Below are 22,650 nucleotides of genomic sequence, written 5' to 3'. Positions count from 1 at the left end.
CGTGAAACGCTCCAGCGCTGATGGTACTTCGTCTCAAGACGCGGGAGAGTAGGTCGCTGCCAGGTCTGCAAAGCGCATGTTCAGCTCACTTCCAGATCCACAGGATCCGGATGAAGACAATCTTCTCTCTACGATCTTAAGGCCCGCCAAACGGGATCATGGGCCGCGCAAGCGGCCCTTTCATTTGGCGGCTCTTGAATCCGGTAAGGTCGCACTTACCTCCAAGGACGCAAGCAAACGCTTGCTCGTGTTCGCAAGCAAACGCTTGCTCGTAGTTGACGCGGGGTGGAGCAGCCCGGTAGCTCGTCAGGCTCATAACCTGAAGGTCACAGGTTCAAATCCTGTCCCCGCAACCAAACAACAAAACGGCCCGCTCAACGCGGGCCGTTTTTGTATTCGGCTGGGGTGGCATGGGGGCCGGCTGTTCATCCTTGCTCGCCGGATCGGGCAGGATCGCCTTGCGCCAATTCCTCCAAATAAGCACGCAGCGACCGCGGCTCCCGGCCCAAGATCGCACGTAGCGTCAGTGGGTTGCCGAGCAGGCCGTGGCGATCGTAGTGATCGAACATCGCCCGCAAGCCGGGAGGAACATCGCCGAGCACATCGGGATCGCGGCGCTCCCTAACTTCATGGCCCAGCACATCGCTCATCAGCGCAGCGACATCGAGGCGGTTAAGTTGCCCAGGTGCGCAGAGCTCGAACGTTCCAAAAAGCAGCCGCTCTTCGGTCAGGGCTATCGCGGCGACCTCGGCGACATCGCGATAGTCGACCAGCGAAAAGCGTGTCCCGGACGACCAGGGCTCCGCAAGCACGCCCTCCCTCACGACTTTGGGCCAGAATGCCGCGTAGTTCTGGAAGTAGCGCGCCGGATGGAGGAACGTATATTCTAGGCCGGAGTTGAGAACCGCCTCCTCGACCGGCGCTTTGGCGGCATGATTGACGAGGTCCGAAAGCACCGGGTGGATCACGGCCGAGAACACGAACCGGCGCACACCGGCGTCGATAGCGGCCTCCACGACTTTCTTTCCCACATCAGCCTCGGCGGGAATGAAGGCTGGGGCGATATAGAAGACGGCGCCCACATCCTTGAGCGCCCCATCCAAAGCTGCACGATCGCGCAGATCGCCGATGGCAACCTCGGTTGCGCCGTGACGGCGTACCAGTTCAGCCTGCTCAGGCTTGCGGACGAAGGCACGGACGCGCGCGCCCCGAGCGGCAAGGGCGGGAATGACGCTGCCCGCAAAATTTCCCGCTGCACCGAAGGCGAGAATCATCATGATCATGTTCCTGTGCGTTTCGTGACGATCACGGATCTGTCCGGGCACCAGTGGCCCTCGACCCAATCTGGTTCCCGCGACCGGGATGTCACCTCCCCGCCGACATATTTTTCGGGTAAGGCTTCAACAGGCCGCATAAGATGAGTTGGCGCGAAGGCGCGCCGCGTTCGAATGGTTTCGTGTTTCGTCGCAAACCCATTTGTGGGTAGACTCGCCCCGGCTTTTTGCTGACGTGCATTAACGTCCGAAATCCCCGCAAGTATTCGCCCTTGGCGATCTCGAATGAACGCAACCAAACTGACGGAGACAAAGATGCGGCAAGCGCTGATCGTATGGGGCGGCTGGGAAGGGCATGAACCCGAAGCCGGCGCGCGCGCCGTCAAGGCGATGCTCGAGGAAGAAGGCTTTGCCGTGCGCGTCGAAAACACGACGGCAGCTTTTGCCGATCCGGCGATCGCCGATCTCAGCCTGATCGTGCCGATCTATACCATGTCCAAGCTCACCAAGGCCGAAGAGGCGAACCTGAACGAGGCGGTCGAAAACGGCGTCGGCCTCGGCGGTTATCATGGCGGCATGGGCGACGCTTTTCGCGAATCAACGAACTACCAGTTCATGTGCGGCGGCCAATGGGTCGCGCATCCCGGCAACATCATCGACTATCAAGTGAACGTGGTGCGGCGCGACGACCCGATCATGCAAGGCATCGAGGATTTCGCCTACCGCTCCGAACAGTATTACATGCATGTCGATCCATCCAACGAGGTGCTGGCGACCACCACTTTTTCCGGCGACCACGCGCCGTGGATCGGCGGCGTCGTCATGCCGGTGGTGTGGAAGCGCCGGCACGGCAAGGGGCGCGTGTTTTATTCCTCGCTCGGTCATGTGGCCGCGGAGTTCGAGGTCCCGCAGATGCGCACCATCCTGCGCCGAGGGCTGGCGTGGGCGGCACGCTGAGCGACCGGCTCGAGGTCGGTTAAACACTTTCGAGATAGGTCTCGATCTCGAAGTCGCTGACGTTGAGCGCGAAAGTGTTCAGTTCCTGGCGCTTGCAGGCGACGAAGGCGTCGCGCAGCACGTCAGGGAAGATCTCGGCGACACGCTGGCCCGCCTCGAAGGCGGCGATCGCCGAGGCCCAATCCGGCGGCAGCTTCGCGAGCGTCAGCCCCTGGCCTTCGCCGCCGGTCGGCTCACCGGGCGAGAGCTGGCGCTCGATGCCGATCAAAGCCGCGCCGAGAATCGCCGCCAGCACCAGATAGGGATTGGCGTCAGCGCCGGAGACGCGGTGCTCGATGCGGCGTGCGGCCGACGGGCCGCCTGGAATGCGAATCGCCACCATGCGGTTTTCATAACCCCAGGCGACGGCCGTCGGCGCATAGGATCGCGGCCGCAGCCGGCGGTAGGAATTGAAATGCGGCGCAAACACCAGCGTGCTTTGGGCCATCGCGGCAAGCAGGCCGCCAACCGCATGGCGCATAGCGTCGGAACCCTGGTCCGAGCCGTCGTCGAAGATGTTGCGGCCTTGCCTGTCGAGGACGCTGAAATGGACATGGAAACCGTTGCCGGCGCGTTCGCCATAGGGCTTGGCCATGAAACAGGCGGCGAAGCCATGCTTGCGGGCAATGCCCTTGACGGTGCGCTTGAAGAGCACGGCGTCGTCCGCGGCGCGCAGGGCGTCGGGCACATGGTTGAGGTTGATCTCGAACTGGCCGACGCCGTTCTCGGCAATCGCGGTGTCGACCGGAATGTCCTGCATGCGGCAGGCTTCATAGATGTCGTGGATGAAGGCTTCGAAGTCGTCGACCTCATCGATCGAGAGCGCCGCGTCGGAATCGAGGCGCCGCCCGGTTACCGGCGAGACCGGTCCGACAGGCCGCTGCGACGTCGGGTCGACAAGGTAGAATTCTAGCTCGGTCGCGGTGACGGGCGTCAATCCTAGCGCGGCATACCGGTCGAGGATGCGGGCCAGCGCGCGGCGCGGATCGCCAAGGTAGGGCGCGCCGCTGTCGTCCGCCAACCAGACCGGCAACAGCGCCGTCGGGTGTGCCGTCCAGTTGACCGGCAATATGCCGCGCCCCGTCCAATGGCAAAGCCCGTCGGCGTCGCCGGTCGAGAACACCTGGGCGTTGCCTTCGATGTCCTCGCCCCATATGTCGAGCCCGATGGCCGAGTAGGGCATGCGCAGCTTGCCTTCGAGCGCCTTGCGCGCCTGCTCGACCGGAATGCGCTTGCCGCGCATGATTCCGTTCAGGTCGCACACCGCCGCCCGCAGGCTCTGGATGTCCTTCCTGCTGTCCAGCCAGTTCAAAACGTCCGCAATCGCATCGCTCAATTCCAGCCCCTGTTTTTCTGGGTGCTGTAGCCCTGTCGGCTACGATATCCAATTTTCGGCTTGTGAGTTCGTGAAGGCCAGCACGGCTGATGCCGAGCGATTTTCCTTCATGTTTTCAAGTCATTAGCCGGGATATCGGGAGGCATTTCAGGTCCACATTGTGCGATCTGCGATCGCAACATAGCGGCCCGATCGGCGAAAGCCAAGCCGGATTCGGAGGCCCGCTTGCCTCTCAGTGGCGCAGTTCTGGAAATTTCACCTGGCCGAGGATGTGGGCCGCGCCCTCGGCGATATCGCGCACGATCGCGGCCCGCGCCCTTTCGCCGTCATGAGCCTCGATCGCCGCCACGACCTCCTCGTGATAGTCGATGCCGAGAATGCCGGCCAGGTCATCCTCGAAACCGATGTGCAGATTTCGTAGGAATGGGCCGACCTGCATCCAGACCGTCTCGATCAGAAAGATCATCTGCTCGTTGCCGCAATGGCGGTAGATCGAGAATTTGAAGTCGTAGTTCTTGCGCAGATAGTTTTCGATCCCGCCGCCGCGGGCGGCTTCGGTAAGTTCGGCGCAGTGGCGCCGGATCGCACGCAGATTGTTGCCGTTAATGAGTTTTGTCGCGAGCTCGGTGGCCGTGCCTTCCAGGATCGTGCGTACGGCGGTCAGTTGCTGGAAGCGGTCGGCGGAAATCAGCGGCACCTCGACGCTGCCGTTCGGCATCGGGCTCAGTGCCCTCAGCGCCTGCAGCCGCATGAAGGCGCTGCGCACCGGCATGTCGCTGGTGCCGAGTTCCTTGGCAAGCTTGCGCGAGGTCAGCTTCTGGCCGGGCTGGAGCTGCCCCGACATCAACGCCCGCACCAGTTCCAGATAGACTTTCTCATGCAGCGGAACGGTATCGACAGCGGTCAGTCCGAATTGCGATTTGTCGACCATTGGCGATGCGCTGCTTCACTCGTCCTGAAATCTGTCTCGTCACCTGATCCGCCGCCGGGATAGTTGGGCGATCGTTTCGGCCGCACGATAGACGCTCAACGCGAACCGCCGCAAGGGCGGCCGGCGTTGCTATCCGATCCGCGCGTCGATGATCTCGACGAAGCGCGCGAAGAGACCCGCCTGCGACTTGATCTTGAGCTTGCGATAGATGTTGCGGCGGTGGACCTTGACGGTCCCCGGAACGATGCGCAGCGCCCTGGCGATCGATTCCGTGGAGTGGCCCTGAAGCACCAGGTCGACGACCTGCTTTTCGCGCGAGGTCAAGGACAGGCTCTTCCAGATATGCGCCCGGTCGAGTTCGTTGGTCATCGCGAAGGTTTCGCCGGAGGGTTGGGCCGCCACCTCATCGGCAGGCAGTGACGGCCAGCGCTGCTTGCAGAAACCGATCACCGCCGGCGCCATGTCACGCAGCAGCCTGGCATCCGCCGTTCCGAACGGCCCAGTGGCGCGCAGCCGCATCAGCGACAGCACCAGCGCGTCCTTGCCGGCTAGCGGCACGAAGAAGCCGACCTCCTCGGCAAGTTTGGTCTGGCTGTAATAGGAGCGGTAATATTCGCTGGCATAGAAGCGGTCCGGCGCGAGCTCTCGCATGCGCCAGAAACCCTCCTTGCGCTCGACCGCGGCGTGGTGGAACGGGTCGAGCAGATAGGGCCCGTCCTGATAGAGCGCGACGAAGATGTGGCTCTCCGCCGGCGAGAAGGTCTCGAACAGGAGCGGCGGCCGCGCGGCACCGCGATAGCCGAAGATCACGCAGTGATCGAAACGGACATGTCCGCTGAGCCAGCCGACGATCGCCCTGCCGAAATGGTCGCCGGTCTCGCGCGACGCGGCGATCACGGCGGCCAAGGCATTGTAGTCGTCACTGCGGGAGGTAGCCAATCCATACCCCTCTAAACGATAAAATCGGCTAAATATACCACCTGCGAGGTATATACCAGGTGCATTGCCTCTGCTAGCGTCAAGGCATTGCCTCACGCTGTCGCTGGAGCCTTGGCTTGACTGCAGTGCCCGATATCGAATTTCGCGCGGTCACCAAGCGCTACGGCGCCGTCACGGCGGTCAGCGGCATCGACCTCGCCATCCCGCCTTCCGCCTTCGTCGCGCTGCTCGGGCCTTCCGGCTGCGGCAAGACGACCTGCCTGCGCATGATCGGCGGCTTCGAGCAGCCGAGCGAGGGCCAGGTGCTGATCCGCGGCCGCGACATGGCCGGTACGCCGCCCTACCGGCGGCCGGTCAACATGGTGTTCCAGCAATACGCGCTCTTCCCGCATCTCGATGTCGAGGAGAACATCTCCTACGGGTTGCGCCAGGCAAGGCCGCGCCTGTCGTCGCGCGAGATCGCCTTAAGGGCCGGCGAGGCGCTTTCGATGGTGCAGCTCGCCGGCTACGGGCGCCGCAAGATCCACGAGCTTTCCGGCGGCCAGCAGCAGCGCGTGGCGCTCGCCCGCGCGCTGGTCAACAAGCCGGCGGTGCTGTTGCTCGACGAGCCGCTGGCGGCGCTCGACAAGAAGCTGCGTACCGACATGCAGATCGAGCTGCAGAACCTGCAGCGCGAGATCGGCATCACCTTCGTGCTGGTCACCCACGACCAGGAGGAAGCACTGTCGATGAGCGACTTCGTCTGCGTCATGAATGGCGGCCGCGTCGTCCAACTCGGGCAGCCGAGCGAGATCTATGACGAGCCGGCCGACCTGTTCGTCGCCGACTTCGTCGGCAAGACCAATCTTCTCAGCGGCAAGGTGGCCGGGCTCTCGGGTGACCTTGTCGATGTCGCGCTTGCCGACGGCACGGTGATTTCGGCGCGCAAGCGGGTGCCGCTCAGCCGCGGCGAAGCCGTCTCCGTCAGCTTGCGGCCGGAATCGCTCAGCCTTTCGGCGCCCGGGGGCGGTGCCTTGAAAGGCATCGTGCGCAATCGGATCTTCCTGGGCTCGACAGCCGAATACGCCATCGAAGTCCAGGGAATCGGATCGCTGCTCGCCAAGGCCGATCACGTGATCGGCCAAGGCAATCTGTTCAAGCCGGGCGAACCCGTCGCCATCGGCTTTGCCGCCGGAGCGCCGCTGGCGTTTCCGCACGCCAACAATAACGGGACAAACCAGAGGGAAGACCAACATGCCGAAATCCTATCGTGACGGACTGCCGATAAGCCCCGATAAATTCGTCGACCAGTTGATGCGTTTGAAGCGCGGCTCGATCAGCCGGCGCGACTTCCTCGGCCTCACCGGGCTCGGTGTCGCCACCGCCGTGATGGCGCGTGAGCTCGGTATCATGCCGACACCCGCCTTCGCCGCCGAGAACCTCGGCGACCGCATGTCGATCGCCACCTGGCCGAACTACCACGACCCGCAGACCTTCGAGAACTTCAAGGCGGAGACCGGCGTCGCCGTCGAGGTCAATGTCTTCGGCTCGAACGAGGAGATGCTGGCCAAGCTGCAGGCCGGCGGCTCGGGCTGGAGCCTGTTCGTGCCCACCAACTACACCATCTCGACCTACAAGAAGCTCGGCATCATCGAGGCGCTCGACATGGCCAAGCTCGGCAATTTCGACGGCAAGTCGGAAGATGCGCGCTTCACGGCGGAAGGCACGATCGACGGCACGATCTACGCCGTGCCGAAGAACTGGGGCACGACCGGCTTCGCGGTCAACACCAAGAAGCTCGCCAAGCCGATGTCGAGTTGGAAGGAGTTCTGGGACACGGCCATGGCGGAAGGCGACGGCCGTACCATGGTGCATGACTATCAGCTCACCACGATCGGCAATGCGCTGAAATATTACGGCTATTCGTTCAACTCGCTGAAACAGGACGAGCTGGCCAAGGCCGAGGAACTGCTGCTGAAGGTCAAGCCGCATCTGTTCGCGGTGTCGAGCGACTACCAGCCGGGAATGCGCGCCGGCGATGCCTGGATGACCATGTGCTGGACCAATGACGGGGCACAGCTCCATCGCGATATTCCCGAGATCGCCTATGTGCTGGGCAAGGAGGGCGGCGAGATCTGGACCGACTTCTACGCCATCCCGAAGGACGCGCCGAACAAGCCGGCCGGCTATGCGCTGCTCAACTACCTGATGAACCCGAAGGTGGCGGTGAAGGAGCATCTGGCCAATGGCGCCCCCTCGACCGACGCGCGCGTCAACGCGCTGCTGCCAAAGGAAGTGCTCGACAACCCGATCCTCTATCCGGCGGCCGACCTGTTGAAACCGCTCGAATTCGGCGCCGCCGCGACGCTGACCGATCCGGGCCGCGCCGAGCTTATGGCGCGCTTCAAGTCGGCTTGAGCGGGACCGGCAACAAACCAGAACCAGACAATGCGACCGGCGGACGAGAGTCCGCCGGCTCCCAACCGGCTTTCCCGATGCGCCGCACTCTCTCTCGTAAAAATCTCGTGACGGCGCTGCTGCTCGCCCCGGCGACGCTGTGGCTGGTCGTGTTCCTGGTGTTGCCCTTCGTCGCCATCGCCATCTTCAGTGTCGGCGAGCGGGCGCCGGAGGGCGGCTACCAGGCCGCGCTGACCTTCGCGCAATACGCCAACCTGCCGGCGCGAGCGACCGCCTTCTGGAACACGATGGTGCTGGCGCCCGCCGGCGCGCTTGCCTGCCTGCTCGTCGCCTATCCGGTCGCCTATTATCTGGCGCTGCGCGCGCCGCGGCGCTGGCGGCTGATCCTGCTTGCATTGATCGTCATCCCGTTCTGGACCAGCCTTCTGATGCGCACCTATGCCTGGATGTATATCCTTGGCGGGCGCGGCATCCCGGCTTTGCTCGCCTATGTCGGCATAGAGGACCTCAGGCTGATCAACACGCCGGGCGCGGTGCTGCTGGGCATCGTCTACGGCTACCTGCCGCTGATGATCCTGCCGATCTATGTCAGCCTGGAACGGCTTGACCGGCGGCTGCTGGAGGCCTCCGCCGATCTCGGTGCTACGCCGCTGTCGACCTTCCTCGGCGTGACGCTGAGACTGTCGCTGCCCGGCGTCATGACCGGCTTCTCGCTGGTGATGATCCTGCTGCTCGGCGAATATCTGATCCCGACACTGCTCGGCGGCGGCAAGGTGTTCTTCATAGGCAATGCGCTGGTCGATCTCTTCCTGCAATCGCGCAACTGGCCGTTCGGATCGGCCATCGCCATCACGCTGGTGCTGGTCTCGGTGGTGGTGCTGATCGTCGCCAATCGCATCTCGACCCGGCTCTCGGGCGCACGCCGGGTGGACCTGATCTGATGCGCGCCTTCGTCGTTGCCGTCTTTGCCTTCCTCTATCTGCCGATCGCGCTGGTCGTGCTGTTCTCCTTCAACGCCGGCCACCACGCCAGCGAGTTCACCGGCTTTTCCGTGCAATGGTACGGCAAGGCGCTGTCCAATCCCTTCCTGGTCGAGGCGCTGAAGAACAGCCTGTTCATCGCCACGACAAGCGCGCTGCTCGCGGCCTTCTGCGGCACCGCCGCGGCGCTTGGGCTGCAGCGCGTCGGCGCACGGACCCGGGCTCTGTTCGACGCGCTGCTAGGCGCGGCGATCGTCGTGCCAGGCGTCGTCATCGGCATCTCGACGCTGGTGGCGCTGGTGCAGCTTTTCGCCGTCGTCAATCCGTTCCTCGCTTCGCTTTGGCCGACAGACCAGCCGCCGCGGCTTTCGCTGGGCTATGGCTCGATCATCGCCGCGCACGGCCTTTTCTCGATGGCGCTGGTGACGATGATCGTCGGCACGCGGCTGAGCAGCCTCGACCGCAATCTGGTCGAGGCTTCGAGCGATCTCTACGCCACGCCGCTGACGACGTTCCACTCGATCGTGCTGCCGCAGATCATGCCGGCGGTGATCGCGGGCTTCCTGCTCGCCTTCACCTTCTCCTTCGACGACTTCATCATCGCCTTCTTCGTCGCCGGCGCTCAGACGACGCTGCCGATCTACGTCTTCGCCTCGATCCGGCGCGGCGTGACGCCGGAGATCAATGCCATCGCCACGATCGTGCTCTGCGCGTCGGTCCTGCTCGTGCTGCTCGCGCAATGGCAGCTCGGCCGGCGAAAGCCATCGCCTTGAGAGACCAATCCATGATCCTGAAAGACCGTATCGCCGTGGTGACGGGCGCCGGGTCGGGCATCGGCCGCGCCGGCGCGATGATCATGGCCAGGGAAGGGGCGCATGTGGTCATTGCCGACCGCGATCCCGCGGCCGGCGAAGCCACCGCTTCCGACATCCGCGGGGCTGGCGGCCGGGCCGAGGCGGTCACCACCGATGTCGGCGACGATACGGCCGTCGAAGGCCTCATCGAGGGAACGCTCGGCAGGCACGGCCGGATCGACATCCTGCACAGCCATGCCGGCATCCAAGTCGGCGGCACGCTGACGGAAGTGGGCACTGACGGGATGGACGCCTCTTGGCGCATCAATGTGCGGGCGCAATTCCTGGCGGCCAAGACCGTCATGCCTGCGATGATCGCGCAAGGAGGCGGTGTCATCCTCAACACGGCGTCCAATTCCGGCGTGTTCTACGACCGGGAGATGATCGCCTATGCCACCTCCAAGCATGCCGTAGTGGCGATGACCCGGCAGATGTCGCTCGATTATGCCAAGCACAATGTGCGCATCAATGCACTCTGCCCGGGCTGGGTCGACACGCCGTTCAACGAGCCGTTCATCGCCCAGATGGGCGGGCGCGACGCGATCGAAAACTATGTCCGCACCAAGATCCCGATGGGGCGCTGGGCGAGCGCGGAGGAGATCGCGGAGGCGATCCTGTTCCTCGTCTCCGATCGCTCGTCTTTCATGACCGGCCAGGCGCTGGTGGTCGACGGCGGCGAGAGTATCGGCTGAGGCGCCTTGGCAAATCGCCTACCGGTCGTTCGGATTTCCGAATGCCGGATCGCGGCGCCGCGAGTAGGTGTCGATGCGCGGCAGATCGTCGGCAAACTCCAGCCAAGGCAGCCGAAGGCGCCAATAGGCGTGGGCGTGCGGCTTGAACCGCTCCGGATGATCGAAGAAGCCGATCGTGACATAGAGTTCGTCGCTCAGTGCTTCGTCGCGATAGGTGATCGAGGTGCCGCATTTCTCACAGAAGGTGCGAACGACACCTTTCGTCCTCGAGAAGCTCCGGGGTTTTCCGCGCGTGAAGCGGAACTGGTCCGGCCGGTAACCGACCCAGATGGTCAGCGGGCTGCCAATCGCGCGGCGGCAGTCATCATCATGATCGAAGCAGATCCAGAACGGATCGCCCTGCATCTCGGCGGCAACCGCTCCGCAAAAACATGCGCCCGTATCGCTCCTGCTTTCCATCGGATCGCTCCTGGTTGTTTCGGAAATCGTTCTGTCGGCCTGCGGCGCATATGGGAACAGCACAAGCAGGTAACCGGTTCCCTCCGCCTGTTTGGGCCAACAACGGGCAGCGGTTTCATGCGCAGGCTTGCGCTGCGGGCAACGATCGGCCAAACCATGCCAGGTTCTCGACAAGGCTTGTCATGCGAGCGGTAGAAAGGCTTTCCACCACCCGGCCGTTTCCAGTTGCGGCCGCAACGGCGCGCGCTTTGGCGGAGCGCCGCTGATCATGCGCTGCTGCCGCCACGAGAACCTGCAGCGCGCGGAGGAGACCAAGGTCGGCTCGCATGTCGTTCGCGACGGCTGGACCGAAGGGGTGCAAGGCGCGCTGACCCGGCCTTCGGCCGGTCAACAGGCGGGCGCCCGTCCTCGGATAACGCAGCTTAGATAACGCCCTACCGGAACGGACATGCCCGCCGAAGCGATCTCTCCTTCGTACGGACATGACCAATGCCTGACAATCTGAACACCTCATTTCCCGGCGCGGACACGCAAAGCTGGCTGAAAACGCACGCGATCAACGAAGTCGAGTGTTTCGTGCCCGACGTCAACGGCGTGCTGCGCGGCAAGACCCTGCCGATGGCCAAGTTCCTGAAGTCGCTCGACGACCGCGCGCTCTATCTGCCGAGCAGCGCCTTCCTGGTCGCCATCGACGGCCGTTATTCCGGCTCCATCGACGAAGGCTTCGCCTACCAGGATCCGGACATGCGCATGGTGCCGGACGTTTCGAGCCTGTGCCTTGCGCCCGGCAGCGCCGGCAAAGCCTACGTTTTCGCAGACACGTTCCACATGGACGACCGGCCGTGGATGGCCTCGCCGCGCCATGTGCTGAAAGCCGTGCTCGACCTTTATGAGCAGCGCGGCTGGCGTGCGGTGATGGCGCCGGAGCTCGAGTTTTATCTGACGGCGCCCAACCCCAACCCCGATCAGCCTTTGACCGCACCGGTTGGGCGCAACGGCAGGCCGGAAAGCGTGCAGCATCCTTACGACATGCAGGCGATGGAGGAATTCGAAACGGTGACGCGGCAGCTCTATGAGCATGCCGCCATCACCGGCTTGCCGGTGGAGACGCTGATCCACGAATCCGGCACGGCGCAGCTGGAGATCAATCTGCTGCATGGCGATCCGGTGACGCTTGCCGACCAGGTGCTGTTATTCAAGCGCCTGGCGCGGCAGATCGCGCAGGCCAACGGCATGCACGCCACCTTCATGGCCAAGCCGATCGCCGCGCAGGCGGGCAGCGCAATGCATCTGCACATGTCGATCGTCGACAGGAAGGGCGAGCCTTTGTTTGCCGGCGGAGACGGCGAGGACAGCGAGATGTTCGTGCACTTCATCGGCGGCCTGCAGAAATATATCCCTGAAATCATGCCGCTGTTCGCGCCGCATGCGAATTCCTACCGGCGCATCCGGCCCGGCCACAGCGCGCCGGCCAATATCGAATGGTCGCACGACAACCGCTCCTGCGGCCTGCGCGTGCCGCTGGGCGGCCGCGCCGCGCGCCGCATCGAGAACCGGCTGCCGGGAGCGGACGCCAACCCCTATCTCGCCATGGCCGGCTCGCTGATCGCCGGCTATCTCGGCATCGAGGAGAAGCTTGCGCGCTCGGAGGAGGCCTTCGGCAACGCCTATAAGAGCAAGAGCACCCTGCCGAAGACGATGGAGGAAGCGCTGGATCGTTTCGCCGCCTGCGAGCCCGTGCGGGCGCTGCTCGGCGAGGATTTCTTCCAGACCTATCTGCGCGTGAAGAGCGTCGAGCTCGACCTGTTCCAGAGCGTCGTGACGTCCTGGGAACGCGACCATCTTCTGCTCAAGGTGTAAGCATGGCTTCGCGTTCAACAGGTTTCAATTCCGGTCTCGACATCGACAAGTCTTATTATGTCGCCACCGCCAATCCGGCGCTCGACCATCCGGCGCTTGCCGGCGATGTCGAGGCCGATCTGGTGGTGGTTGGCGGCGGCTGCACGGGTCTGTCGGCGGCGCTGCATGCGGCCGAGCGTGGTCTTAAAGTGGTGCTGCTCGAAGGCGGCAAGATCGGCTGGGGCGCCTCGGGCCGCAATGGCGGCCAGATGATCCCAGGCCTGCGAAAGGGCGCCAGGGGCCTGGTCAGAAGCTTTGGGGCGGAACGGGCAAAGGCGCTGTTCGATCTGGCTTTCGAGGCGCGCAGGCTGGTGCTCGATATCATTGAGCGCCACGGCGTCGAATGCGACTTGCGCCTGACCGGCCATCTGGTCGGCGCGGTCAGCGCCTCGGACGTGCGCGACTTCGAGGAAGAGGCCGAATGCCTCGCCAAGGTCATGAATTTCACCGATGTCGAGATCCTGTCGGCGGCTGAGGCGCGGCAGATGGTCGACACGCCCTATCAGGGCGCGGTGTTCGAGCGGCTCGGCGGCCACATGCATCCGCTCAACTACACGCTGGGGCTTGCCCGCGCCGCTGCCGCCGCCGGCGTCGTCATTCATGAGAACTCGGTCGCGGTGCGGCTGGAGCGCGAACCGTCCATCCGGGTGTTCACCGACAAGGGCTCGGTCCGCGCCAGGCATGTGGTGCTGGCCGGCGATGCGCTGCTCAAGGGGTTGGAGCCGCGTGTCAACAGCCGCATCATGCCGGTCGGCAACTATATCGTCGCCACCGAGCCGTTGGGCGAGCGCCATGTCATCCCGGCCGATGTCGCCGTCTCGGACACGCTGTTCGTCGTCAACTACTACCGCATGTCGGCGGATGGACGCCTGCTGTTCGGCGGCGGCGAGCGCTACACGCCGTCGCCACCGGCCGACATTGCCGGCTTCGTGCGGCCGCATATGGAAAAGACCTTTCCGCAGCTCAAGGGCTGCCGCATCGATCATGCCTGGGGCGGACTGGTCTCCATCACCACGTCGCGCCTGCCGCATGTCGGGAATTACGGCGAGGTCTATTTCGCGCATGGCTATTCCGGCAAGGGCGTCGTCCTGTCGACGCTGTCGGGCAAGCTCTTGGCGGAAGCGATCACGGGCGATGCCTCGCGGCTTGACCTGTTCTCGGCGCTGACGCCGCTGCCCTTCCCGGGCGGCACGGCGCTGCGCGGCCCGCTCTATGTGCTCGGCATGCTGTGGTATGCCATGCGCGATCGCTTAAGGCATTAAGGATCTATCGATATTCAGGTGAGGCCGGCCTGCAGCAGATCCTAGGCTGGTTTCCTTTCCCCGGCGTGGCTAATGTCTGGCGGCGCCGGGGACGAATCTTCGGTGTCATAGCTAGGAAGAGCGATGAACATCGAGCCGGGCCGGCTGACCAAGAAGGAGCGCCACGAGTTGATCCTGTCGGAGGTGCGGCGCTCGGCATCGATCCGCATCTCGAAGCTTGCGCGCCGCATCGGCGTCGCCGGGGAGACCATCCGCCGCGACTTGATCGAGCTTGGCGATGCCGGGCTCATCAACCGTACCTATGGCGGTGCCACCATTTCGCTGGTGACGTCGGAACCGGTGATTGCTGAACGCGGCCTCACAATGGTCGAGGAGCGGGCCCGTGTCGGACGAGGTGCGGCCGGACTGATCGAGAAAGGCAGCATCGTGATGATCGACGGCGGATCGACCACCTATGAAGTCGCGCGCAGCCTTTCGCAACACGGCCGGGACCTGACGATCATCACCAACTCCGTCGGCGTCGCCTCGGTGGCCGGCGCCAATCCGGGCTTCCGCGTCATCCTTTGCCCCGGCACCTATGACAGCCGCGAGGCGGCCGTACTTGGCGAGGACACAGTGGAATTCGTGCGCCGCTACAATGCCGACGTCGCCATCATCGGCGCCTCGGCGCTGAACGCCGAAGGGCCGAGCGACATGATCTCGGGCGCGGCGGCGGTGAAGCGCGCGATGATGGCACGGTCGCTGTCGACCATGCTGGTCGTGACCAAAGACAAGTTCGGCCGCAGCGGCCTCGAACGCGTCTGCGCGCTGAGCGAGATTTCCGATGTCGTCACCGACAGCGAGCCGGCAGCCGAGATGCGCGCGGCGATCGACGAAGCAGGCGGCGAGCTGCACGTGTTTGCCGAGAGCTGAATAGGTTAAGCGTCGCGGTTTGTCAGCGCGATATGGCAGCAGCCGGAGCCATGACCCGGCGTCCAGGTGACATTGGCGAAGCGCACGCCGGTTGCCTCGAACAAACCGCGGTCGAAGGCGCCAGCGATGCAGCAGAGCGTGGCGAGTTTCTCCTCGCCGACGCCGGCCTCGATCCAGGCATCCTTCAGCGGGCAGCGCTTCACCTTGAAGGCGATGTGGCTAGGCCCGCGCTCGACATCGGTCGGATACATGCGCCCGCCATCCGGACTGACCGCCAGAAAGGCTTCGCCGATCGCCGGCGCATCATTGGGGCCGAAATCGGCGAACGCCGCAGCCGCGACTTCCCGGCCGCGCTTCTCGATGGTGCGGATCATGACCGCCTCGGCTTTCTCGGCGCCAAGCTCGGCGGTCAGCTCGTCGAGAAAGAGGCGGTAGAGATCGGCGCGGTTGCGGAAGGCGGAGTCGAGCTCGCGCGACAGTTTTTCGGCTCTGGCTGCTTCGGGATCGGTCATGCTGGGTCCTGATTTTGTCGTTTGGCCATGATCTGTCCGCAAACCGATTCCCACTTTGGAGGATCATGGTCGGTTCCTGGTCAATCTTGGCGTCGCCGCCACCAGCGCCTTGCCAATCGCCGATCGCGGGTCGGCGATGACGGCGCGGGCATCGCCGCTCTCGGCGATCCGGCCGGCGTCGAGGATGACGACTCGATGTGCCACGGCGCGGATGACGCCGAGATCATGCGAAATGAACAAATACGCGATCCGTTCCTGCCTTTGCAGGTCGAGCAGCAATTCCAGGATCTGGCCGCGCACAGAAACATCGAGCGCCGACACCGCCTCGTCGAGCACGATCAGCGCCGGCCGCGTCGCCATGGCGCGGGCAATCGCCACGCGCTGGCGCTGGCCGCCGGAAATCTCATGGATGGCACGAGCCGCGAGGCCGGCATCGAGGCCGACGCGCTCCAGCAGTGCCGCGATACGGCGCGGGCGCTCCGCACGTGGGGCAATGCCATGGATGCGCAACGGATCCTCCAGCACACGCGCGACGGTGGCGCGCGGATTGAAGGCGGCGAGCGGATCCTGGAACACCATCTGGATGCGAGCGCGGCGGGCGCGCAGCGCGGCGCCCGACAGCGCGAGGAAGTCCGCGCCTTCGAACTCGACGCGGCCGGCATCGGGCTCGATCAGCCGTAGCACCAGCCTCGCGATTGTCGACTTGCCGCTGCCTGACGGGCCGGCGAGCGCCAGCGTTTCCGCTGGGCCAATCTCGAATGACACGTCGTCGACCGCCGCGAAAGGCTTGCCGCCGCGACGGTAGCGCTTGGCGAGACTGGAGACGGCCAGCACGGTCATGCCGAGGCGCCTTGCCGGTCAAGCAGCGGCTCGGCGTCGAGGCCGAGATGCGCATCGAGCAGGGCGCGCGTATAGGCATGGCGCGGCGCGTTGAGGATTTGATCGGTCTCGCCGAGTTCGACCAATTCGCCGTGGCGCAGCACCGCGATGCGATCGGCAAGCGTGGCGGCGAGCGCGATGTCGTGGCTGATGAAAAGCAGCGTCATGCCGTCCTCGGCCACCAGCCTGCGGATCAGGGCGACGATCTCGGCCTGGACGATGGTGTCGAGCGCGCTGGTCGCCTCGTCGGCGATCAGGAGTTTTGGTCCGGCAGCAATTGCCGCAGCGATGGCCACGCGCTGCTTCTGGCCGCCGGACAGCTGGTGCGGGTAGACGTGGAGGACGGCTTCGGGGTCGGGAAGGCGGACGCGGTCGAGGAGGGTTTTGGCTTGGGCGAAGGAGTCAGGCCAGCTGAGGCCGAGATGGGTGTGGATGACTTCGGCGATCTGCTTGCCGATTGGCATGACCGGATCGAGGCTGGAAGAGGGGTCCTGGAAGACGGAGCCGATGTCGCGGCCGAGGAGGGGGATGGTATCGCGAGGACGAGAGGGCTGGCGCTCTACGGCGCCCCCCTCTGTCCTGCCGGACATCTCCCCCACTTGGGGGGAGATTGAGCTGTCGCGGCCGCTTTCGCCAATCGCCGGCGTTGCATGGGGAGAGCCGGCAGCGGAACTGCTGATCTCCCCCCTTGTGGGGGAGATGTCCGGCAGGACAGAGGGGGGCGCGAAGGAATGAGGCGATTGAAGGTTCGATTGTTTCCATCCGATCAAACCTTCAACCTTTGCAGACCCCGCCAACAATCCCGCAACCGCCAGCGCCAGCGTGCTCTTGCCCGAGCCGCTCTCGCCGATGATCGCCAGGCGCTCTCCGGCTTTCACATCCAGGCTGAAGCCTTTCAGCGCTGGCACCTCGACCCTGTCGCGCCGATAGCCCACCGAAAGATCGCGAATCGAAAGCAGCGCGGTCACGACAGGCTCCTGCGCACAGCGGTGCTCTCCACAACGCCTTCGCCGGCGAGGTAGACGCCGAGCACGGTCAGCACCAGCGCGATACCGGGAACGACCGACAGGAAAGGTGCGGTGCGCAGCACCGCGCGGCCTTCGGCGATCATGCCGCCCCAGGTGACGCGGTTGGGATCGCCCAGGCCAAGGAAGGAGAGCGCGGCCTCGGTGAGGATCGCGGCGGCCACGATCACCGAGGATAGCGCCAGCACCGGCGGCAGCGCGTTGGGCAGCACCTCGCGAAACGCAATCTCCAGCGGATGCATGCCGATGACGCGGGCGCCGGCGACATAGTCGCGCTCACGGATCGACAGCACTTCTGCGCGGGCGACGCGCGCGGGGCCGGTCCAGGCGCCGAGCGCGATCGCCGCGACGACGATGCCGAGCGAAGGCCCGACGATGCTGACGAAAGCGAGCGCGAGCAGGAAACTCGGCACGGTCTGGAAGGCGTCGGTGATGCGCATCAGCACTTCGTCGATCAGGCCGCCGGCGAAGCCGGCCAAAGTGCCGACCACCGCGCCGATCAGGAGCGCCGCGGCGGCCGCCGCCACCCCCACCGCCAGCGACGTGCGGGCGCCATGGAACAGCTCGGTCAGCACGTCGCGGCCGAGCCGGTCGGTGCCGAGCGGCAGCGACCAGTCCTGGAACGGCGGCAGCAGCGCCGGTCCGGCGATGGCCTGTGGGTCGCCGGGAAACAGCAGCGGCGCCGCCAGCGCCACCACAACGAGCAAGGCCAGGATGATTGCGCCGGCGATTGCTTCCGGCGTGCGGAAGAAACGATGCAGGCGGTTCATGCGCTTGCCTCGCCGGCGCCGACGCGCGGATCGAGGACAGCGTAGGCGAGATCGACGAGAAGGTTGATGACGACGACCAGGACGGCGCTCACCAGGATGATGCCGAGCAGCAGCGGCGTGTCGCGCCCGGCGACGGCTTCCTGCGCCAGGCGGCCGAGGCCAGGCACGGCAAAGACGCTTTCGATGACGACGCTGCCGCCCAGCATCTGCGCCGATTGCAGGCCAAGCATGGTGACCAGCGGCAGGAGCGCGTTGCGGGCGACATGGGCAAGCACGATGCGGCGGCGGGGCAGGCCCCTGGCGCGGGCGGCGAGGATAAAGTCCTGCCGCCAGGCCTCGGCCATGCCGGCGCGCATCATGCGCAGATAGAGCGCCAGATAGATGAAGCCGAGCGCCGACACCGGCAGCACGAGATGAATGCCGATGTCGACGGCGCGGGCAAGTCCGGTCTTGCCTGAAGCGATGGTCTCGATGCCGCCGATCGGCAGCCAGCGCAGGTCGACGGCGAAGATGACGATGAGCACCAGGCCGAGCCAGAAGCCGGGCACGGCATAAAGCGCAAGCGAGCCGATGGAAAGGAAGCGGTCGCGGACGCTGCCGGGTCTGGCGCCGGCATAGATGCCGAGCGCCGAGCCGAGGCCGAAGGAGATCGCGGTGGCGCTGCCCATCAGGATCAGCGTGGTCGGCAGGCGCTCGAGGATGACGTCGCGGATCGGCCGCGAGAAGGTGACGGACTGGCCAAGGTCGAGATGCAGCAGCGCCCAGAGATAGTTGGCGAGGCGCGTCAGCTCCGACTGGTCGAGACCCCAGCGGTGGCGCAGCAATTCGATCATGCCGGCATCGCCGCCGGTCGAGACGATATAGGCGTCGACCGCGTCGCCGGGAGCGGCTTCGAGCAGCAGGAAGCTGCCGACGACGACGATGAGGAGCACGAAGACACTGCCGACGACGCGGCGGCGCAGGAGGCGGAGGGCGCGGCTCATGCGCGCCTCGAAGGTTTGAAGAAAGGCTCGCTATAAGAAATGCCGAGCCCAGGCACCCCCCTCTGTCCTGCCGGACATCTCCCCCGCAAGGGGGGAGATTGGCTGTCATCGACGGCTTCGCCAATCTCTAACGTTGCAGAACTGGCGGGACGGACAAGCTGCTGATCTCCCCCCTTGCGGGGGAGATGTCCGGCAGGACAGAGGGGGGTGTGAAGGAATGCGGCCTCTGGCCAAATTCCTACTTTGTCGCGAACTCTCATCCGCGCGAGTGTGTCACGATTCCAAATAGGTGTCCGCCCAGTTCGATACTGCCCAGCGCGGGTTGTTGGCTATGTTGCCGACCGTATCGCGGGCGACGGAAATGAAGCTCCATTCGGCGACGTTGATCAGCGGCAGGTCGGCCGCCACCTTCTTCTGGAACTCCTTGTAGAGCTCGGTGCGGGCCGCTGTATCCAGCGTCTCCGATGCTTTCGCGATCAGCGCGTCGAGCTCGGCGTTCTTGTAGCCGCCCTGGTTGGAGAAGGGCACGCCGTCGGGAATGCCGCTCTGCACCAGGATGGTGGTCGAGATCGCCGGGTCGCCGCGGAACACCGGCGGGCCGACGGCGAGGTCGAAGGCGTGGTCGGTGTAGACGGCCTTGATGTGCGCGGCGGAGTCGTTGTTGACGATCTCGGCGTCGATGCCGATCGCTGCGAGTGCCTGGCGCAGATAATCGCCGAACTGCTTCGTCTCGTTGAAGTAAGGCGCCGGCAACAGCTTCAGCGCGAAGCGCTTGCCGTCGTCGGCGCGCTTGTAGCCGGCTTGGTCGAGCAGCGCATTGGCCTTGGCGACATCGAAAGGATAGGTCGGGACGTCGGCGGTATAGAATTGCGGATCGTTCTTCGGCACCGGGCCGGTGGCGGTCGCGGCGTAGCCAAGGAAGATCGTCTTGACGACGAAATCCTTGTCGATGGCATGCGCGATCGCCTGCCGCACTTTCAGATCGGCCAGTTCCTTGCGGCGGTGGTTGATCTCGACGACGAGCTGGTAGGTCAGCCCCTCATAGCCCTTGGTGATGACCTTCAGGCCTGGCACCTTGGAAATGCGGTCGAGGTCGGCGAGCGGCACGGCGGAGAAGGCGGCGAGCTGGATCTCTTCCGCCTCGAGCGCCGCTGCGGCGGACGTGCGATCAGGGAGCACCTGGTAGACGATCTCGTCGAGATAGGGCTCGTCCTTGCCCCAATAGGCGTCGTTCCGGGTCAGCCGGTAATATTGCCCGGCCTTGTATTCGGCGAATTTGAACGGACCGGTGCCGACCGGCGCGTTGTTGGCCGGGTTTTCCTCGATCTTGCCCACCTCATAGAGGTGCTTCGGCACGACGCTCGACAGCGCTGGCAGCGCATTGCGGATCAGCTGGAACGGCGTCGGCTTGGCGAATTTGAAGATCGCGGTCAGTTCGTCCGGCGTGTCGACCGCCTCCAGGTCCTTGAACACGGTGCGGCCGAGATTTTGCAGCGGCTTCCAGATCTGCAGCGCCGAGAAGGCGACGTCGGCGGAAGTGAAGGGCTTGCCGTCATGCCATTTGACGCCGTCGCGCAATTTGAAGGTGACAGACAGGCCGTCGGCCGCACCTTCCCAGGAAAGCGCGAGCCGCGGCTGCAGCCCGTCCTTGCCGTCGAAGGCGGCTTCGGCCAGCGTCTCGACGATCTTGCTGGAGATGAAGAAGACGCCGTTGGAAGCGACGATCGCCGGGTTGAGGTTGCGCGGTTCGGAATCCGCGGCGACGATCAGCCGGCCGCCCTTCTTGGGCGTCTGCGCAAGGCCGATGGTCGGAAGCGCGGTGGAGGCCAGCAGCAGCGCCGAGCCGGCCAATAGGCCGCGGCGTGAAATCGTCAATTCGGACATCGCTCAAACTCCCCTCTTCGCGCCGTGGCAGGCGCGGCAATCCGGTGATTATGGGCCTTGGCAAAGGTTTCGCCAGAGACGGATTTGGCGCATCATGGCTTGGCTTTGAAATTTCCGTCCGCTGGACCAGCCAGCCAAAAGAGGCTCTCATGCTCTTATCTGGTAGGACCAGATTACAGACAAGCGCGATCGGGATTTGGACGGAAACCGGCTTTGGCGGGAAAGTGATCAATTCTGGCTGGACCAGAGTGGCCAAAAAGATGCAGACTTGGCCAACAGCCATACATCATGACTTTCGGCGCTCCTGCGGCCGACAAAGATAGGGAGAGGCAGATGAACATCGCTCCGGGCAAAACCGAGGTCAGCAATGTCCCGTTCGATCAGGCGCGGGTGGATCGGCTGATGGAAGACGCCGGCATCGACGTGCTCTTCGCCACCTCCAAGCACAACACGCAATATCTGCTCGGCGGCTACAAGTTCATCTTCTTCGCGGCGATGGATGCCATCGGTCACAGCCGCTATTTGCCGATCGTCCTTTACGAGAAGGGCGGGCCGGAACATGCGGCCTATATCGGCAACAAGATGGAAGGCGGCGAACACCAGAACCATCCGTTCTGGACGCCGACCTTGCACGCCGCCTGCTGGGGCACGCTCGATGCCGCCAATCTGGCGGTGGAGCATCTCAAGCAGATCGGCAAGCAAGCCGCCCGCATCGGCATCGAGCCGGCCTTCCTGCCGTCGGATGCCTACACGCTGATCCGCAAGGCGCTGCCGGATGCAAAGCTGATCGACGCGACCGACATGCTGGAGCGTATGCGCGCCATCAAGACCGAGGCGGAACTCGAACAGCTGCGCATCGCCTCCGAGCTGATCACCGATTCCATGCTGGCAACGATCGCCTGGGCGCGCGAGGGCACGAGCAAAACCGACATCATCGAGCAGCTCAGGCGCGAGGAGACCAATCGCGGCGCGCATTTCGAATATTGCCTGCTGACGCTTGGTTCCAGCCACAATCGCGCGGCGTCCAGCCAGGCCTGGAAGAAGAGCGAGGTGATGTCGATCGATTCCGGCGGCAACTACCACGGCTATATCGGCGACCTCTGCCGCATGGGCGTGCTCGGCGAGCCGGATGCCGAGCTGGAAGATCTTTTGGCCGAGGTCGAAGCGGTGCAGCAGGCCGCCTTTTCCAAGGTCAAGGCAGGCACGCTGGGCGGCGACATGATCGCGCATGCCGAGAGCGTGCTGAAGGCCTCGAAGGTCGCGGCCTACACGGATTTCTTCGCGCACGGCATGGGCTTGATCACGCATGAGGCGCCGTTCCTGATGACCAATCACCCAGTCGCCTATGAAGGTACTTATGCGGCAAAGCCGCTGGAGAAGAACATGGTGCTGTCGGTCGAGACCACCATGCTTCATCCGTCGCGCGGCTTCATCAAGCTGGAGGACACGGTGGCCGTCACTGACGCCGGCTATGTGATGTTCGGCGACCGCGGGCGTGGGTGGAACAGGGGCGGGATTTCTTAAGGAGAAGGTCGGCGCTTCGGGCACCTTCTCCCCGGTTGCGCTACGCTATGCACATATCTTCCGTAACTGGCGTGAGTGATCGACCTGAGGCTTGATTGCCAGGTGGTTCCCCCAATCCGTCGCTGCTTCGCAGCGCCACCTT

The 22,650-nt window shown here is 64.5% G+C and carries 21 protein-coding genes and 1 tRNA gene; 11 read left to right on the top strand and 11 right to left on the bottom strand.

Annotated elements, in window-relative coordinates; genetic code table 11:
- The first annotated feature begins 279 nt into the window (after positions 1-279).
- Positions 280-356, top strand: a tRNA-Met gene (locus LB515_RS27610).
- A gap of 69 nt (positions 357-425) precedes the next feature.
- Here the strand turns inward: LB515_RS27610 and LB515_RS27605 are convergent.
- On the bottom strand, positions 426-1,277 hold the full coding sequence (locus LB515_RS27605; RefSeq protein ID WP_224709599.1) for an NmrA family NAD(P)-binding protein: 852 nt from the start codon (positions 1,275-1,277) through the stop codon (positions 426-428).
- Positions 1,278-1,589: 312 nt separating this feature from the next.
- On the opposite strand from LB515_RS27605, the gene LB515_RS27600 reads away from it, so the two are divergent.
- Positions 1,590-2,231 (top strand): ThuA domain-containing protein, encoded by a 642-nt coding sequence (locus LB515_RS27600; RefSeq protein ID WP_224709601.1) that lies wholly within the window; start codon positions 1,590-1,592, stop codon positions 2,229-2,231.
- Between the two features lie 19 nt (positions 2,232-2,250).
- Here the strand turns inward: LB515_RS27600 and LB515_RS27595 are convergent, their stop codons facing one another.
- The 3 genes from LB515_RS27595 to LB515_RS27585 form a co-directional block, all read right to left on the bottom strand.
- Entirely contained in the window at positions 2,251-3,606 is a 1,356-nt protein-coding gene (locus tag LB515_RS27595; RefSeq protein WP_224633703.1) for a glutamine synthetase family protein, read from the bottom strand.
- Positions 3,607-3,838: 232 nt separating this feature from the next.
- On the bottom strand, positions 3,839-4,537 hold the full coding sequence (locus LB515_RS27590; RefSeq protein ID WP_140845066.1) for a GntR family transcriptional regulator: 699 nt from the start codon (positions 4,535-4,537) through the stop codon (positions 3,839-3,841).
- Between the two features lie 129 nt (positions 4,538-4,666).
- Positions 4,667-5,476 carry a helix-turn-helix transcriptional regulator gene (locus LB515_RS27585; protein ID WP_224709598.1) on the bottom strand — a complete coding sequence of 270 codons (810 nt, stop codon included), beginning with the start codon at positions 5,474-5,476 and terminating at the stop codon, positions 4,667-4,669.
- A 116-nt stretch (positions 5,477-5,592) separates the two neighbouring features.
- Here LB515_RS27585 and LB515_RS27580 point away from each other — a divergent pair, with 116 nt between their 5' ends.
- The 5 genes from LB515_RS27580 to LB515_RS27560 all read left to right on the top strand — a co-directional run bounded on the left by LB515_RS27580 (position 5,593) and on the right by LB515_RS27560 (position 10,399).
- Positions 5,593-6,729, top strand: coding sequence for an ABC transporter ATP-binding protein (locus LB515_RS27580; protein WP_224532100.1), 1,137 nt, complete (start codon positions 5,593-5,595; stop codon positions 6,727-6,729).
- Positions 6,710-7,873 carry a PotD/PotF family extracellular solute-binding protein gene (locus LB515_RS27575; protein WP_224532099.1) on the top strand — a complete coding sequence of 388 codons (1,164 nt, stop codon included), beginning with the start codon at positions 6,710-6,712 and terminating at the stop codon, positions 7,871-7,873. Before LB515_RS27580 ends, LB515_RS27575 begins: the two co-directional genes overlap by 20 nt.
- A 77-nt stretch (positions 7,874-7,950) precedes the next feature.
- On the top strand, positions 7,951-8,814 hold the full coding sequence (locus LB515_RS27570) for an ABC transporter permease (RefSeq protein ID WP_224709597.1): 864 nt from the start codon (positions 7,951-7,953) through the stop codon (positions 8,812-8,814).
- Positions 8,814-9,626 (top strand): ABC transporter permease, encoded by an 813-nt coding sequence (locus tag LB515_RS27565; RefSeq protein ID WP_224709596.1) that lies wholly within the window; start codon positions 8,814-8,816, stop codon positions 9,624-9,626. The genes LB515_RS27570 and LB515_RS27565 overlap by 1 nt, the downstream gene beginning before the upstream one ends.
- 11 nt (positions 9,627-9,637) lie before the next feature.
- Positions 9,638-10,399: an SDR family NAD(P)-dependent oxidoreductase gene (locus tag LB515_RS27560; RefSeq protein ID WP_224709595.1), complete on the top strand. Its 762-nt coding sequence runs from the start codon at positions 9,638-9,640 to the stop codon at positions 10,397-10,399.
- 18 nt (positions 10,400-10,417) lie between these two features.
- On the opposite strand, the gene LB515_RS27555 is transcribed toward LB515_RS27560, so the two are convergent.
- Positions 10,418-10,858 carry a GFA family protein gene (locus tag LB515_RS27555; protein WP_224709594.1) on the bottom strand — a complete coding sequence of 147 codons (441 nt, stop codon included), beginning with the start codon at positions 10,856-10,858 and terminating at the stop codon, positions 10,418-10,420.
- 489 nt (positions 10,859-11,347) lie between these two features.
- On the opposite strand from LB515_RS27555, the gene LB515_RS27550 reads away from it, so the two are divergent.
- The 3 genes from LB515_RS27550 (at position 11,348) to LB515_RS27540 (ending at position 14,931) form a co-directional block, all read left to right on the top strand.
- Complete coding sequence (locus LB515_RS27550) at positions 11,348-12,718, top strand: glutamine synthetase family protein (protein WP_224709593.1); 1,371 nt, start codon at positions 11,348-11,350, stop codon at positions 12,716-12,718.
- 2 nt (positions 12,719-12,720) lie between these two features.
- Positions 12,721-14,019: an NAD(P)/FAD-dependent oxidoreductase gene (locus LB515_RS27545; protein WP_224709592.1), complete on the top strand. Its 1,299-nt coding sequence runs from the start codon at positions 12,721-12,723 to the stop codon at positions 14,017-14,019.
- 123 nt (positions 14,020-14,142) lie between these two features.
- Positions 14,143-14,931, top strand: coding sequence for a DeoR/GlpR family DNA-binding transcription regulator (locus LB515_RS27540; RefSeq protein ID WP_224709591.1), 789 nt, complete (start codon positions 14,143-14,145; stop codon positions 14,929-14,931).
- 5 nt (positions 14,932-14,936) lie between these two features.
- On the opposite strand, the gene LB515_RS27535 is transcribed toward LB515_RS27540, so the two are convergent.
- The 6 genes from LB515_RS27535 to LB515_RS27510 form a co-directional block, all read right to left on the bottom strand.
- Positions 14,937-15,443 (bottom strand): L-2-amino-thiazoline-4-carboxylic acid hydrolase, encoded by a 507-nt coding sequence (locus LB515_RS27535; protein WP_224709590.1) that lies wholly within the window; start codon positions 15,441-15,443, stop codon positions 14,937-14,939.
- A 63-nt stretch (positions 15,444-15,506) separates the two neighbouring features.
- A complete protein-coding gene (locus LB515_RS27530) occupies positions 15,507-16,283 on the bottom strand; it encodes an ABC transporter ATP-binding protein (RefSeq protein WP_224709589.1) in 777 nt (258 codons plus the stop codon).
- On the bottom strand, positions 16,280-17,290 hold the full coding sequence (locus LB515_RS27525) for an ABC transporter ATP-binding protein (protein WP_318012652.1): 1,011 nt from the start codon (positions 17,288-17,290) through the stop codon (positions 16,280-16,282). The genes LB515_RS27530 and LB515_RS27525 overlap by 4 nt, the downstream gene beginning before the upstream one ends.
- Complete coding sequence (locus LB515_RS27520; protein WP_224709588.1) at positions 17,287-18,117, bottom strand: ABC transporter permease; 831 nt, start codon at positions 18,115-18,117, stop codon at positions 17,287-17,289. Before LB515_RS27520 ends, LB515_RS27525 begins: the two co-directional genes overlap by 4 nt.
- On the bottom strand, positions 18,114-19,100 hold the full coding sequence (locus LB515_RS27515) for an ABC transporter permease (protein ID WP_224709587.1): 987 nt from the start codon (positions 19,098-19,100) through the stop codon (positions 18,114-18,116). Before LB515_RS27515 ends, LB515_RS27520 begins: the two co-directional genes overlap by 4 nt.
- A 273-nt stretch (positions 19,101-19,373) precedes the next feature.
- Positions 19,374-20,984, bottom strand: coding sequence for an ABC transporter substrate-binding protein (locus tag LB515_RS27510; RefSeq protein WP_224709586.1), 1,611 nt, complete (start codon positions 20,982-20,984; stop codon positions 19,374-19,376).
- Positions 20,985-21,317: 333 nt separating this feature from the next.
- Between LB515_RS27510 and LB515_RS27505 the strand changes: the two genes are divergently transcribed.
- Positions 21,318-22,508: a M24 family metallopeptidase gene (locus tag LB515_RS27505; protein ID WP_224611225.1), complete on the top strand. Its 1,191-nt coding sequence runs from the start codon at positions 21,318-21,320 to the stop codon at positions 22,506-22,508.
- Positions 22,509-22,650: the final 142 nt, after the last annotated feature.

It is taken from the genome of Mesorhizobium sp. CA15, from assembly GCF_020165215.1.
Lineage (GTDB): Bacteria > Pseudomonadota > Alphaproteobacteria > Rhizobiales > Rhizobiaceae > Mesorhizobium.
Note: the sequence above shows the minus strand (reverse complement) of the source record. Positions and strands in the feature narration are given on the sequence as shown.

Bases quoted from the DNA above. Each gene is read 5' to 3' on its own strand.
- LB515_RS27520 (WP_224709588.1), bottom strand. From the start codon at position 18,117: ATGAACCGCCTGCATCGTTTCTTCCGCACGCCGGAAGCAATCGCCGGC.
- LB515_RS27515 (WP_224709587.1), bottom strand. From the start codon at position 19,100: ATGAGCCGCGCCCTCCGCCTCCTGCGCCGCCGCGTCGTCGGCAGTGTC.
- LB515_RS27535 (WP_224709590.1), bottom strand. From the start codon at position 15,443: ATGACCGATCCCGAAGCAGCCAGAGCCGAAAAACTGTCGCGCGAGCTC.
- LB515_RS27565 (WP_224709596.1), top strand. From the start codon at position 8,814: ATGCGCGCCTTCGTCGTTGCCGTCTTTGCCTTCCTCTATCTGCCGATC.
- LB515_RS27550 (WP_224709593.1), top strand. From the start codon at position 11,348: ATGCCTGACAATCTGAACACCTCATTTCCCGGCGCGGACACGCAAAGC.
- LB515_RS27530 (WP_224709589.1), bottom strand. From the start codon at position 16,283: ATGACCGTGCTGGCCGTCTCCAGTCTCGCCAAGCGCTACCGTCGCGGC.
- LB515_RS27540 (WP_224709591.1), top strand. From the start codon at position 14,143: ATGAACATCGAGCCGGGCCGGCTGACCAAGAAGGAGCGCCACGAGTTG.
- LB515_RS27555 (WP_224709594.1), bottom strand. From the start codon at position 10,858: ATGGAAAGCAGGAGCGATACGGGCGCATGTTTTTGCGGAGCGGTTGCC.
- LB515_RS27600 (WP_224709601.1), top strand. From the start codon at position 1,590: ATGCGGCAAGCGCTGATCGTATGGGGCGGCTGGGAAGGGCATGAACCC.
- LB515_RS27575 (WP_224532099.1), top strand. From the start codon at position 6,710: ATGCCGAAATCCTATCGTGACGGACTGCCGATAAGCCCCGATAAATTC.
- LB515_RS27605 (WP_224709599.1), bottom strand. From the start codon at position 1,277: ATGATGATTCTCGCCTTCGGTGCAGCGGGAAATTTTGCGGGCAGCGTC.
- LB515_RS27510 (WP_224709586.1), bottom strand. From the start codon at position 20,984: ATGTCCGAATTGACGATTTCACGCCGCGGCCTATTGGCCGGCTCGGCG.
- LB515_RS27560 (WP_224709595.1), top strand. From the start codon at position 9,638: ATGATCCTGAAAGACCGTATCGCCGTGGTGACGGGCGCCGGGTCGGGC.
- LB515_RS27570 (WP_224709597.1), top strand. From the start codon at position 7,951: ATGCGCCGCACTCTCTCTCGTAAAAATCTCGTGACGGCGCTGCTGCTC.
- LB515_RS27505 (WP_224611225.1), top strand. From the start codon at position 21,318: ATGAACATCGCTCCGGGCAAAACCGAGGTCAGCAATGTCCCGTTCGAT.
- LB515_RS27590 (WP_140845066.1), bottom strand. From the start codon at position 4,537: ATGGTCGACAAATCGCAATTCGGACTGACCGCTGTCGATACCGTTCCG.
- LB515_RS27545 (WP_224709592.1), top strand. From the start codon at position 12,721: ATGGCTTCGCGTTCAACAGGTTTCAATTCCGGTCTCGACATCGACAAG.